The organism is Streptomyces sp. NBC_00310 (genome assembly GCF_036208085.1).
GTDB lineage: Bacteria > Actinomycetota > Actinomycetes > Streptomycetales > Streptomycetaceae > Streptomyces.
In genome coordinates this window covers 10,287,157-10,300,221 of sequence record NZ_CP130714.1, presented here as the reverse complement: position 1 = coordinate 10,300,221, position 13,065 = coordinate 10,287,157, and the positions used below count along the sequence as shown (strand labels likewise).

The window sequence follows — 13,065 nt, the reverse complement described above, 5'->3', positions numbered from 1 at the left end:
TGACCGCGGTGATCCTCCCAGTCCACCGACGGAGGTCCCGACCCTTGGCCCCGCCCGTGTGCTTTCACCTGGGCGGGGCCGCGCCGTCCCTCCCGTCCTCCCCACGGGAGGGCCGACGGCTGCGCAGACGCCGCGCTCCGAGATGCGACACCGCACACTGCCCCGGTGGACACCAGCAGCCCGACCGGCTCGTCCTGCTCACGGCTGCCGCTCAACTCGCAGGGCGGCCACCGACGCTGGCGGATGACCTGGTCGAGGCTACGTCGAGCACTGGTGGATGGCCCGGCGGCTCTTCGGTGATCAGCCGCCCGAGAGATCCTGGGCCAAGCCGGGTACCGCGCTGATCCCAACGGCCCCGGTTTCCCCAGAAAGCGGCAGACCTGGCGCGAAGAAGACCAGGGCTTCAAGATCCACACCAGCGGGTTGGCTCTCCTGCCCTCGACAGGCGGACCCACCCCGGCCATCGGGCTGTTCGTGCAAGGCGGATTCCTGGAGCAGGGCTCGAGAGCGAAGCCGCACCGCGTGACCTACGAATCCGGCGCCCGTCCCGCGCCCACAACGGGTCCCGCGCCCCAGTTGGCATGGGGCTTGTGGACGACGGCGCCTCGGCAGCCGAGTGCTCCCGGCCGCCGGCTCGTACGCCGAGCCCGCCGAATCCTGTTCCCCGGCTCTTGAAAGGTGCTGACATGCCGCCCGCCCCAACTGCCATCAGCGCTCTCGTCCGGACATACCTGGTGCACCACCCCGCCGAAAACGCCGTCATAGAAGCGCTGCCGGCAGTTCTCGACGCAGCGGGCGACCCCACGAGCCGTACGACGATGCCGACGCACATCACGTGCAGTGCCGTGGTGATCGACCGCGACCGGCGGGTGCTTCACCACCTTCACAGAGCGAGCGGCCTGGTCCTCGTCCCCGGCGGCGACTGAGCCGGCCCCGCGGCATTCCGGCCGACCGGCATCCACTGTCGCGACGGGCTCGGACCAGGGCGGCGGGAACAGCGTGAACGCGAACATGTCAGAGGGGATGGAGGCCGAGGCCGGGCCCGGAGGTCACCCCGTAGGGGCGCGGGCGGCCAGGGCCTCCAGGAGCAGGTCGACCGCTTCCTCGAAGGAACTGTCGCCCACGGTGCGCAGGTCCTGCCGCACGCTGGTCAGGGCGGGGTACGACGCCGGGTCCAGCCCCTGGTACACGTCCAGCCACGCCCGCTCGTCGGCCTCTCGCTGTCGCCGCGGCAGTGCCTGGAGCGCCGCGTCCATGGCCGCGTGGCTGAGCACGGTGTCGATGAACGTCAGGTACAGGCGGGTCGCGTCAGCCGGGCCGAACCCCGCGGAGAGCAGCAGTCCGATTCCGGTCTCGACGGCGCGGATCTCGTTCGGGCGCCGGGTGACCCGGTACGAGGCGAAGGCGGCCGCGCGCGGGTGGGCGAGGTAGCCGGCGCGGACCCGCAGGGCCATCTCGCGCAACGCGGCCACCCAGTCGTCCCCCGGGGCGAAGCCCGCCATGGCGTCGCCGATGATGCGGTCGGCGATGGCGAGCACCAGGTCGTCGGTGCCGTCGAAGTAGCGGTAGAGGGCGCTGGGGTCGCAGCCGAGGGCGGTGCCGAGCCGGCGCACGCTGAGTGCCTCCGGGCCGTGCTCGCCGATCAGCCGCAGCGCGGTCTCCACGATCAGCTCCGCCGAGAGCAGCACGCCCGAGCGGGTGGGGCGACGGCGTCTGCGTTCCTGCGGGACACGGGTGGGCATTCCGGGGCTCCTGTCGGTCGGGACCGCGTACCGGCAGTGAAGGGGCCCGGTCCCCTTATGTCAACAGGATTGACGCAAGACGAATGCCAGGTGTTCCATCACAGTCCCGCCGCGGCTCTACCCTCGTCACCCTCCCCACGAGGAGCCCTTCATGCCGTCCCTGCCTCCCCAACCGTCCATGTCGCCCATGGCCTCGCCCTCGCCCTCGCCCTCGTCCCCGGCCCCGTCCACGTCCCCGGCCCCGGCCCCGGCCCCTGCCCCGGCCCCGGCCCCGGCCCCGGCCGTCGGACCGGGTTCCGGGCTGCGCCGTTCCCTCGGCGTGGTCGACGGCGTCGCCATCGCCGCCTCCAGCACGGCCGCCACCACCAGCATCGCCATCGGCATGGGCACGATCGCGACCATCGTGGGCCTGCAGGGCCCGGCGCTGCTGCTCCTGGCCTTCCTGCCTGTGCTCGGCATCGCCACCGCCTACGCCCGCCTCAACCGCTCGGAGCCCAACTGCGGCAACGGCTACACCTGGGTCGGCAAGACCCTCGGCCCCTGGCCCGGTTTCCTGACCGGCTGGGTCACCATCGTCGGATCGGTCATCTTCTGCGCCTACACCAGCGCCGTGATGGGCTCGGTCACCCTGGTCTTCGCGAACAAGGCAGGCCTGCACACCCTGGGGGGCGTCGCGCTCGATCCGGCGTCCACCGGCGTCAGTACGGCCGTGGGGCTGGTGCTCCTGCTCGGCCTCACCGCCCTCGCCGTCACCGGCACACGCGCCACGACCCGTTTCCAGTTCGCGCTGCTGGTCTTCGAATACGCCGTGCTGATCGGGTTCTGCGGCTGGGCGCTCGTCACCGGCGGGCAGTCCTTCTCCCTCTCCTGGTTCAACCCCTTCGAGATCGCCGACGGCACCACCTTCGCCCAGGGCATGGTGCTCGCGGTGTTCTTCTTCTGGGGCTGGGACGCGGCCTTCAGCGTCACCGAGGAGACCAGGAAGCCGGGCGACGCGGCCCGCGGCGGGCTGATCGCCCTCTTCGCCATGCTCGGCCTGTTCCTCTTCGCCTCGATCGCCTTCCAGCGGGAGATGAGCCTCGCCGAGCTCATCGGGAACGGCCCGCAGGCCCTGCCGTACCTCGGGCAGAAGCTGGCCGCCGAGCCCTGGGCCACCCTGCCCCTGGTGGCCCTGATGTTCTCCGCCGCGGCCTCCGTGCAGTCCACGCTGATCCCCACGGCACGCGGGCTGCTCGCGATGGGCCGGGACCGCACCATGGGCCCGGTGTGGACCCGGGTGCATCCGCGGTACGGCACCCCCGCCGCCGGCACGGTCGTCGTGCTGTCCATCGCCGCCGCGATCGCCCTGCTGGCCGTCGCCCTGCCTCGGCTGAGCGACATGCTGCTGGCCGCCGTCAACGCCATCGGCCTGCTCGTGGCCCTCTACTACGGCCTCACCGCGCTCGCGTGTGCCGTCCGTTTCCGGTCCGCCCTGCGCGAGGGGCCGCGGACGGCGGTGCTCGCCGTGGGTGTGCCCGGCGTGTCCGGCCTGGTGCTGCTGGGCCTCGGCGGCTACCTCGGATACTCCTACCTGACCATGAGCGACCACTTCGAACTGAGCCCCGACAACGGGTGGTTCATGTTCTCCCTGCCCGCCGTGATCGTCCTCGTGGGGCTGGTCATGGCCGCGATCGCCAAGCACGTCCGCCGGTCGCCGTACTTCGCCACCGGGCGCGGCACCGACGCCGAGGCCATCGACCTCCCCATGGACCGCACGCCCGTCTGAGCCCGCCGCCCGCTCCCGGCCGGCGACCTCACCCCGGCCGCTCGACGCCCCTGCCCTCGCCCCGACCCCCTCCACGGAGTCCACCCCCATGTCGCAGTCCCAGGCCACGGGCCCCGCCGACCTCGTCCTCACCGGCGGGCCCGTGCACACCGTCGATCCCGCCCGCGTCCGCGCCACCGCCGTGGCCGTGCACGGCGGGCGGATCACGGCCGTCGGCCACGACGAGGTGCACGCCCTCGTCGGGCCCCGCACCGAGGTCGTCGACCTCGCCGGAAAGCTGCTGCTGCCCGGCTTCCAGGACGCCCATGTGCACCCGCAGGGCGCGGGCCTGGAACTCGGCCTGTGCCACCTCGCCGACTCGGTCGACCCCACCGAGTACCTGCGGCGGATCCGGACGTACGCCGACGAGCACCCGGACGCCGAATGGATCACCGGTGGCGGCTGGTCCCTGGAGGCCTTCCCCGGCGGCGCCCCCACCGCCGCCACCCTCGACGCGATCGTCCCCGACCGGCCCGTCTTCCTGCCCAACCGCGACCACCACGGCGCCTGGGTCAACACCCGGGCACTCGAACGGGCCGGCATCGACGCCCGCACCCCCGACCCCGCCGACGGCCGCATCGAACGCGACGCCGACGGCCGGCCGACCGGCATGCTGCAGGAGGGCGCCGTCCACCTCGTGGGCCGACTGGTGCCCGACCCCACCCCCGAGGAACAGCTGACCGCCCTGCTGCGCGCCCAGGCCGTGCTGCACGCCCACGGGGTCACCGCCTGGCAGGACGCCATCGTCGGCGCGTACGCCACCATGACGGACCCGGCGCCCGCGTACCGCACGGCTCTGGACCGGGGGCTCCTCACCGCGCGCGTCACCGGCGCCCTGTGGTGGGACCGTGAACGCGGTGCCGAGCAGATCCCCGAACTCGTCGCGCGGCGCGCGGAGTTGAGCGGGGGCCGGTTCCGCGCCGGTACGGTGAAGATCATGCAGGACGGCATCGCCGAGAACCGCACGGCCGCCATGCTCGACCCCTATCTCACCGGCTGCGGGTGCGCCTCGGACGGCAGCGGCCTCAGTTTCGTCGAACCGGGCGAGCTGAGGAAGTACGTCACCGAGCTCGACGCGCTCGGTTTCCAGGTGCACTTCCACGCCCTCGGCGACCGGGCGGTGCGCGAGGCGCTCGACGCCGTCGAGGCCGCCCGTACCGCCAACGGGCACCGCGACACCCGCCACCACCTGGCGCACCTCCAGGTCGTCCACCCCGACGACGTACGACGGTTCCGGGCACTCGGCGCCACCGCCAACCTCCAGATGCTGTGGGCCGCCCACGAGCCGCAGATGGACGAACTGACCCTGCCCTTGCTGGGCCCCGAACGCGGCGCCCGGCAGTACCCGTTCGGCGACCTGCTGCGCGCCGGGGCGACGCTGGCGGCGGGCAGCGACTGGCCGGTCAGCAGCCCCGACCCGCTCCAGGCCCTCCATGTCGCCGTCAACCGCGTCTCCCCGGACGCCCCCGACGGCACCCCGGAGTTCCTGCCCGGACAGCGCCTCGATCTCGGCACCGCCCTCGCCGCCTACACGGCGGGCAGTGCCTACGTGAACCACCTCGACGCCCTCACCGGCAGCATCACCGTCGGCAGGGCGGCCGACCTGGTCGTCCTCGACCGCGACCCGTTCACGGGCCCGCCCGAGGGCATCGCCGCCACCCGGGTCCTGCAGACCTTCGTGGAGGGAGAACGCGTGCACGCGGCTCCCGACGCGTGATGCCCGAGGCTCCCGGCACCCGACGCCCCGGTCGGGGCGGATGCGTCCCGACCTCTTGACGACAGCCGTGTGACTGCGTAGACATGACTACGCAGACATGACAGCGCAGTCAGAGAGGTGATGTCTGACATCATTGGGCTGGTTCGTACGGTCACCGGGAGGCAACCATGACGCGAGGTACGGGACGGGGCGGCAGCCCCGCGGCGCCGAGCAGCACGGATGTGGCACGGCTGGCCGGGGTCTCGCAGAAGACCGTGTCGCGGGTCTTCAACGACGAGCCGTACGTCTCCGCCGAGGTGCGCAGGCGGGTCACGGAAGCCGCCGAGCGGCTCGGTTACCGGCGTAACAACGCCGCCCGGGCACTGGCCTCGGGGCGGACCCGCTCCATCGGAGTGGTGACGCTGGGGACGGCTCTGTACGGTCCGGCCTCGCTGCTCATGGGAGTCGAGCGGGTCGTCCGGGACACGGGCTACGCACTCCGGGTGGTCAACACCGTGGAGGGTGATCCGGCGGGTGTCGCGGGCGCCGTGGACTCGCTCCTCGACCAGGGCGTGGACGGCATCGTCATCTCCGAGCCGATCGACGAGTCGGGAGAGGACGGTGACCCGACGCTGCGGGTCGCCGTGCCGGTGCTGGTCATCGGCGCCCCGCCGTTCGTCACCGCGCCCGCGGTGCTGAACGCGGGTGACGGCGCCGACCTGATGGCGCGTACCGCCACCGAGCACCTGCTGGGGCTGGGCCACACGACGGTCCATCACCTGGCCGGTCCGCAGCGCTGGTACGCCGCCCGGGACCGTCTGGAGGGATGGCGGGCCACCCTCACCGCCCAGGGGAGGGATCTGCCTGATGTCGTCCGAGGGGACTGGTCGGCCGCGTCCGGGTACGCGGCCGGGCGCGAACTGGCCGAGGACGGCGGTGTCACCGCGGTCTTCGCCGCCAACGACGACATGGCGATCGGCCTGATCCGCGCGCTGGCGGAGGCCGGGCGCCGGGTCCCGGAGGACGTCAGCGTCGTCGGCTTCGACGACATCCCGGTCGCCGCCTATGTGACACCTCCCCTGACCACGGTGCGGCAGCCGTTCGACGCCGTGGCGCAGGAGGGGCTCAAGCGACTCGTGCACGCCATCGAGAACCCCGACGCGGACCCCTTGCCGCCGAGCGACCCACCGGTCGACCTTGTCGTCCGCGCCTCGACCGCGCCACCGCCCAGCCGGAGGACCCCGGCTCGCGCACGGCGCACCGCCTCCCGCCCCCGAGGGGCCACATCCGCCCCGCCCGTTCCGTACGGAGGCGCCGCCCCACGACACTGACCGCCACCTGCCCGCCCGGACAGCACCACGCACGGCCGGCGCGTGACCCCTGAACGAGCCGCTGTACCCGTCACGCCCCGCCCCGGCGCGCCCCGCACGCAGTCGCCGTAGGGCCGCCCCCGTATCCAGCGGTGTGCCCGGAGCCGCGTCCCCGCACCTGCCCCGGACACCCTCGCCCCTCTCTCCCCGGCCACGATCCCCGCCGTGCCCGCAGCGCTCGGTGTGTGTCGTCGGCTCCGTACACGAGGACGCGATCGGCGACCACGTCGGCGTTCGAGCCCGGTCGTCGTCCGCCCCTTCGCATCACACACTTCCGCACGTCCTCATCAGGCGTGCCGCCACCCTCGCCACATGCCGGAGTTCACCATGTCCAGAAACACGTTCACAGCCGCTTCCTCCTCCATGAGCCGTCGGCTGTTCCTCACCACGACGGGTGCCCTGTCGCTCGGGGCCGCCCTCACCGCCTGCGGCGGCGGTGACTCCGGCGGCTCCTCCGGCTCCGCCGAGCCGGTCGGCCAGGCCGACATCGACAAGGCGATGAAGACGCCCACCGAGCTGACGTTCTGGACCTGGGTCCCGAACATCGCCAAGGAGATCGCGCTCTTCGAGAAGAAGTACCCGGCCATCAAGGTCAAGGTCGTCAACGCCGGCCAGGGCACCCCGCAGTACACCAAGCTGCGTACGGCGCTGAAGGCGGGCAGCGGGGCACCGGACATGGTGCAGATCGAGTACCAGGCCATCCCGACGTTCACCATCACCGACAGCCTGCTGGACCTGCGGCCGTACGGCGCCGACAAGTTGAAGGACCAGTTCGTCGACTGGACCTGGGGCCAGGTCAGCGGCAGCGACGGCGAGGTGTGGGCGATCCCCCAGGACACCGGCCCGATGGGCATGCTGTACCGCAAGGACATCTTCGACAAGCACGGCATCGAAGTCCCCAAGACCTGGGACGAGTTCGCCGAAGCGGCACGCAAGCTCCACAAGGCCGACCCCGACGTCTACCTCACCAACCTCGCGGCCAACCAGCCCGCCGCCTGGCACGGCCTGCAGTGGCAGGCCGGCGCCGAACCGTACGCCACCTCCGGCGACAGTGACATCACCATCAGCGTCGACGACGCCGCCTCCCGGAAGCTCGGCGAGTACTGGGGCGGACTGGCGAAGGAAGGCGTGATCAGCGTCGACCCGGACTTCACCGACGGCTGGTACGCCGGGCTCAACAAGGGCAAGTACGCCACCTGGCTCACCGCCGCGTGGGGCCCGGCCTTCCTCTCCGGCTCGGCCAAGGCCACCGCCGGCAAGTGGCGCGCGGCCCCGCTCCCCCAGTGGGACGCCGCCAAGCCCAGCGCGGGCAACTGGGGCGGCTCGACCACCGCGGTCATCCGCTCCACCAAGAACCCCATCGCGGCCGCCGTGTTCGCGCAGTTCCTCAACACCGACCCCGCGAGCGCCAGGATGTTCGCCACCGAGCAGTTCTTCTTCCCGGCGACCAAGGCCCTGCTCACGGACAAGGAGTTCGTCTCGGACGCGCCGTCCTTCTACGGCGGCCAGAAGGTCAACCAGCTGTTCGCCGACATCAGCGCCACCGTGGACCCCTCCTTCCAGTGGCCGCCGTTCCTCGACCAGGCGGCCACCGACTGGACCGAGACCGTCGGCAAGTCCCTCGCCGACAAGACCGACACCGTCCGCGCGCTCGGCACCTGGCAGTCACGGCTGACCACGTACGCCAAGAACCAGGGCTTCACCGTCAAGGGGAGCTGAGATGGCCGCCGCACGCCGTCACCGCTCGGCGGGACCACTGTTCGTCGCACCGTTCCTGGTGCTGTTCCTCCTGCTCTTCCTCGCCCCGCTCGGCTACGCCGCCTACCTCAGCCTCTTCCAGGAGCGCCTGATCGGCGGGACGGTCTTCGTCGGCCTCGACAACTACGTCAAGGCCTTCGGCGACTCCCAGTTCCTGCACGGAGTCGGCCGCGTCGCACTGTTCTTCGTGGTCCAGGTCCCCGTGATGCTGCTGCTCGCCCTGCTGTTCGCCCTCGCACTCGACAGCGGACTGCTACGGCTGTCGCGCGTGATCCGGCTGGGCATCTTCGTCCCGTACGCCGTACCCAGCGTGGTCGCCGCGCTCATGTGGGGCTATCTGTACGGCCCGGACTTCGGCCCGTTCGCCCAGCTGAGCCGGAACCTGGACCTGCCGGCCCCCGCCTTCCTCAGCGAAGGCTGGATGCTCGGCAGTCTGGCGAACATCGTGACCTGGGAGTTCGTCGGCTACAACATGATCATCCTGTACGCCGCCCTGCGTACGGTCCCCCATGAGCTGTACGAGGCGGCCGCGATGGACGGCGCCGGGGCCTGGCGCATCGCCTGGTCGATCAAACTCCCCGCGCTCCGCCCTGCCCTGCTGCTCACGCTGTTGTTCTCCGTGATCGGCAGCTTCCAGCTGTTCAACGAGCCGAACCTGCTGATGAAGATCGCCCCGGACGTCATCAGCAGCTCCTACACCGCCAACCTCTACGCCTACACGCTCGCCTTCACCGGCCAGCAGGTCAACTACGCGGCCACGGTGTCCTTCCTCCTCGGCCTCGTCATCGTGATCGCCTCCTACGGCGTCCTGCTCACCGCGAACCGCAGGAGGACCCCGTGACGACGACCACCCCGGCGCCCACGGTCACCGCCACGGCGAAGAAGCCGGCGCGCATCGCACACCGCAAGGGCCGCCCGGCCCGTCGCAGCACCCCGCTGACGATCGCCATGCTGGCCGCCCTGGCCTACTTCCTCCTTCCGCTGTTCTGGCTGCTGATCGCCTCGACCAAGAGCACCCAGGACCTCTTCAACAGCTTCGGCCTGTGGTTCTCCGACGCCCCCCAACTGCTGTCGAACATCAAGGCGACCTTCAGCGCGGACAACGGCGTCTTCGTGCACTGGCTGCTCAACACGGTCATGTACGCCGGAGTCAGCGCGGTCGGAGCCGCGCTGCTCGCGGCCGCCGCCGGGTACGGCTTCGCCAAGTACCGCTTCCGCGGCGACCGGGCCGCCTTCAACCTCGTCCTCGGCGCCGTCATGGTCCCGACCACCGCGCTGGCCATCCCGACCTATCTGCTCTTCGCGCAGGCGGGCCTGGCCAACACCCCCTGGGCGATCATCCTGCCCTCGCTGGTCAACCCCTTCGGTCTCTACCTCATGCGCGTCTACGCCGAGGACGCCGTCCCGGACAGCATTCTGGAGGCCGCCCGCATCGACGGTGCCGGCGAGGCCAGGATCTTCTTCCGGATCGCGCTGCGGCTGATGGGTCCCGGCGTGGTGACGGTCCTGCTGTTCACCCTGGTGGCGACCTGGAACAACTACTTCCTGCCGCTGATCATGCTCAACGACCCCGATCTGTACCCGATCACCGTGGGCCTGGCCTCCTGGGCCGCACAGGCGCAGAACGGCGGGGCCGGCGCCAGCAGCGACATGCTCGCGCTGGTCGTGACCGGCTCTCTGATCTCGATCGTCCCGCTCGTCGTGGCCTTCCTCATGCTGCAGCGGTACTGGCAGAGTGGTCTGGCCACCGGCGGCGTCAAGCAGTAGGGCACGCAGCCCTCGTACCTCTCCCCCACCGACCCGGAGGTTTCCCTTCATGGCGGCTCTGCCTGCCCGCGTCCTGTTCGGCGCCGCGTACTACCACGAATACCAGCCCTACGAACGGCCCGCCGAACGCCTCAAGACCGACCTGGACCTGATGGCCGACGCGCATGTCTCCGTCATCCGGGTCGGCGAGTCGGTGTGGTCCACCTGGGAGCCGGAGAACGGGAAGTTCGACCTCGACTGGCTCCAGCCCGTCCTGGACGGTGCCCACGAACGCGGCATCTCCGTCGTGCTCGGCACCCCGACGTACGCGGCACCGCCGTGGCTGGCCCGCCAGTACCCGGAGATCACGGGCGAGCGGCGCACCGGTGAGCGCATCGGCTGGGGCGCCCGGCAGGAGGTCGACTTCACCCACCCCGCCTTCCGCTTCCACGCCGAGCGGATCATCCGCAAGGTCGTCGGCCGGTACGCCGATCACCCCGCCGTCATCGGCTTCCAGGTCGACAACGAGCCCGGTCTGCACCTCTTCCACAACCAGGGTGTCTTCCAGCGCTTCGTGGACCATCTGCGCGAGAAGTACGGCGACGTGGAGACCCTCAACCGCGAATGGGGCCTGGTCTACTGGTCCCACCGGCTGTCGACCTGGGCCGACCTGTGGACGCCGGACGGCAACGAACAGCCGCAGTACGACGTGGCCTGGCGGGAGTTCCAGGCCCGGCAGGTCACCGAGTTCATCGGCTGGCAGGCCGACCTGGTCCGCGAGTACGCCGGGCCGGAGCAGTTCGTCACCACCTGCATCTCCTACACCCGCCAGGGAGTGGAGGACGACGAGTTGACCGACCGCCTCGACATCGCCTCCGGCAACCCCTACTACGACATGCAGGACGGACTCCTTCTGCCGGACCCCACCCCCGACGACCACGAGCAGAAGTGGAAGACCACCGGGGTGTGGTCGCTCTACCAGACCGCCGACTGGATGTTCTCCTCCCGCCAGGAGCCGTTCCTCGTCACCGAGACCAACGCCGGCTCGATCGGCATGGCCTGGGACAACCGCCCCGGCTACGACGGCCAGTGGCGGCAGGCCGCCTGGGCGCTCGTCTCGCGCGGCGCCCGGATGATCGAGTACTGGCACTGGCACACCCTGCACTTCGGCGCCGAGACCTACTGGGGCGGCATCCTCCCCCACACCGGGCAGCCCGGCCGCACGTACGCCGAACTCGCCCGCCTCGGCGCGGAGTTCGAGGCGGCCGGCCCCCTCGTCGCCGGACTCGAACCGGACTCCGACATCACGATGGTGTACTCGACGCCCAGCAAGTGGCTCATGCAGAAGTACCCGCCGCTCGCCAAGCCGGACGGCGAGCCGGACCCCACCGCCTACCACCGCATCTTCGACCCCTTCTACCGCGGCGCCTTCGACGCGGGCCGCCAGGTCCGCATCGTCCACGCCCGCCAGCTGCACGACCCGAGCGGCGAGCGCGAGGGTCTCTCCCCCGAGGAGGCCGTGCGCCGCCACCCGGTCCTCGTCGTCCCGGCGTTGTACATCGCCGCCGACTCCACCCTCGACTGGCTCGCCGCCTACGCCCACGCGGGCGGCCACCTCGTCCTCGGCCCGCGCACCGGCTACGCCGACCACGAGGCCCGCGCCCGCGCCGAGCGGGCCCCCGGGCGCCTCACCGAGGCCGCGGGCGTCGGCTACGACGAGTTCGGCAACCTCGCGCGGGAGGTGCCCGTACGGCCGGTCCCGGGCGGGCCGCTCCGCCTCCCCGAGAGCGCGACGGCGACACGCTGGGCGGAGGGCCTGACCGCCACCGACGCCGACGTGCTCGTCACCTACGACCACCCGCACTTCGGCCGCTGGCCCGCCGTCACCACCCGCCGCCACGGCGCGGGCCGGGTCACCTGCGTCGGCACGGTCCCCGGCCGCGATCTCGGCCGGGCACTGGCCGAGTGGCTCACGCCGTCCGCCCGGCACGCCTGGGGCGACCTCCCGCCGTCCGTGACCGCCACGACCGGCACCTCGCCCGACGGACGCCGCGTCCACATCGTCCACAACTGGGCCTGGGAGCCCGCGCGCGTCCCCGTCCCGGCGTCCCTGGCCGACGTCCTGACCGGCACGTCCCTCCCGGCGGGAGCGCCGCTGGAACTCGGGCCGTGGGACGTCCGCGTGCTCGTCTCCACCAACCCCTCCACCACCTCCGAGGCCTGAGGCGGCGGGCCGCCAACCGTTCCGGTTCCCTCCCCGCTCGGTGGCTCGACGGGGTTTCAGCCGATGCGGGCGGCGACCGCCTGACGACGGCGTGGCGGCGGCTCCTGTCAGGCGCCGCCCAACCACTCCTGGAGCACGGTGAAATCCGCAGAGGTCAGGCCGACCTCGGGTTCGACGCGGTGGAGGAGGGCCCGCCCTCGGTGATGCCGTGACACCCAGGCGCGATCGAGGTCGGTGATCTCGTCGTCGACCCAGATGAACGGGCGTCCGGCGGCTGCCCGGACCAGGGCTCGGGTCTTCCAGTGCAACAGGTCCGTGCCGTCCTCCTCCGGCAGGTCCACGACCGGAAGCTCCGGCAGCCCGAGGAGCGGCGCTATGACCGCGTTGGCGTCGTCCATCCACGCGGTGGCCCACATCAGCGCACAGGGCAGTCCCAGCAGACGTGGACCGTGACTGAGGTCGATCTTCGCCAGCTGGGGATTCGACGTGTGCTGCCAGGCGTCCCACTCTTCGGCGACTGCCGGAAGTCGCGCTCCGCCGTAGGGCAGGAGGGTTCCGTCGACGTCCAGGAAGAGCAGCGGGGACCTCGGGTGATCGGTCATGACCGCATCTTCTCCGTTTTCCGGCGCGGCAGGTCGCCGGTCGGCACTCGACGGCGATCGGCATCAGATCACCTCGGCCCGCTCGGCCCGCTCGGCCCGCATCCGCGTCGCCGCGATGTCACG

11 protein-coding genes are annotated in these 13,065 nt (G+C 71.6%); 8 read left to right on the top strand and 3 right to left on the bottom strand.

The features are described from left to right. The first annotated feature begins 686 nt into the window (after positions 1 to 686). Positions 687 to 926, top strand: a complete 240-nt coding sequence (locus OG202_RS44865) for a hypothetical protein (RefSeq protein ID WP_327726354.1) — start codon at positions 687 to 689, stop codon at positions 924 to 926. Between the two features lie 123 nt (positions 927 to 1,049). On the opposite strand, the gene OG202_RS44860 is transcribed toward OG202_RS44865, so the two are convergent. Both OG202_RS44860 and OG202_RS44855 read right to left on the bottom strand, forming a co-directional pair. Next, complete coding sequence (locus OG202_RS44860; RefSeq protein WP_326573866.1) at positions 1,050 to 1,742, bottom strand: TetR/AcrR family transcriptional regulator; 693 nt, start codon at positions 1,740 to 1,742, stop codon at positions 1,050 to 1,052. A gap of 126 nt (positions 1,743 to 1,868) precedes the next feature. After that, positions 1,869 to 2,132 (bottom strand): hypothetical protein, encoded by a 264-nt coding sequence (locus OG202_RS44855; RefSeq protein WP_327726355.1) that lies wholly within the window; start codon positions 2,130 to 2,132, stop codon positions 1,869 to 1,871. Between OG202_RS44855 and OG202_RS44850 the strand changes: the two genes are divergently transcribed. From OG202_RS44850 to OG202_RS44820, 7 genes are all read left to right on the top strand, one after another. After that, the gene (locus OG202_RS44850; RefSeq protein WP_327726356.1) at positions 2,125 to 3,507 is read left to right on the top strand and encodes an APC family permease; all 1,383 of its coding nucleotides are present in this window, start codon (positions 2,125 to 2,127) and stop codon (positions 3,505 to 3,507) included. The two genes, OG202_RS44855 and OG202_RS44850, sit on opposite strands and share 8 nt — an antisense overlap. Positions 3,508 to 3,595: 88 nt before the next feature. After that, on the top strand, positions 3,596 to 5,263 hold the full coding sequence (locus OG202_RS44845) for an amidohydrolase (RefSeq protein WP_328224590.1): 1,668 nt from the start codon (positions 3,596 to 3,598) through the stop codon (positions 5,261 to 5,263). A 167-nt stretch (positions 5,264 to 5,430) separates the two neighbouring features. Then, on the top strand, positions 5,431 to 6,573 hold the full coding sequence (locus OG202_RS44840) for a LacI family DNA-binding transcriptional regulator (RefSeq protein WP_327726358.1): 1,143 nt from the start codon (positions 5,431 to 5,433) through the stop codon (positions 6,571 to 6,573). Positions 6,574 to 6,939: 366 nt separating this feature from the next. Next, positions 6,940 to 8,331, top strand: a complete 1,392-nt coding sequence (locus OG202_RS44835) for an ABC transporter substrate-binding protein (protein ID WP_327732035.1) — start codon at positions 6,940 to 6,942, stop codon at positions 8,329 to 8,331. Position 8,332: 1 nt separating this feature from the next. Beyond that, positions 8,333 to 9,211: a carbohydrate ABC transporter permease gene (locus OG202_RS44830; RefSeq protein WP_326573874.1), complete on the top strand. Its 879-nt coding sequence runs from the start codon at positions 8,333 to 8,335 to the stop codon at positions 9,209 to 9,211. Continuing rightward, entirely contained in the window at positions 9,208 to 10,137 is a 930-nt protein-coding gene (locus OG202_RS44825; RefSeq protein ID WP_405895910.1) for a carbohydrate ABC transporter permease, read from the top strand. Before OG202_RS44830 ends, OG202_RS44825 begins: the two co-directional genes overlap by 4 nt. A gap of 49 nt (positions 10,138 to 10,186) precedes the next feature. After that, positions 10,187 to 12,340, top strand: coding sequence for a beta-galactosidase (locus OG202_RS44820; protein ID WP_327726359.1), 2,154 nt, complete (start codon positions 10,187 to 10,189; stop codon positions 12,338 to 12,340). A 107-nt stretch (positions 12,341 to 12,447) separates the two neighbouring features. Here OG202_RS44820 and OG202_RS44815 read toward each other — a convergent pair whose 3' ends face one another. After that, positions 12,448 to 12,942 (bottom strand): HAD domain-containing protein, encoded by a 495-nt coding sequence (locus OG202_RS44815; RefSeq protein ID WP_327726360.1) that lies wholly within the window; start codon positions 12,940 to 12,942, stop codon positions 12,448 to 12,450. Positions 12,943 to 13,065 lie beyond the last annotated feature (123 nt).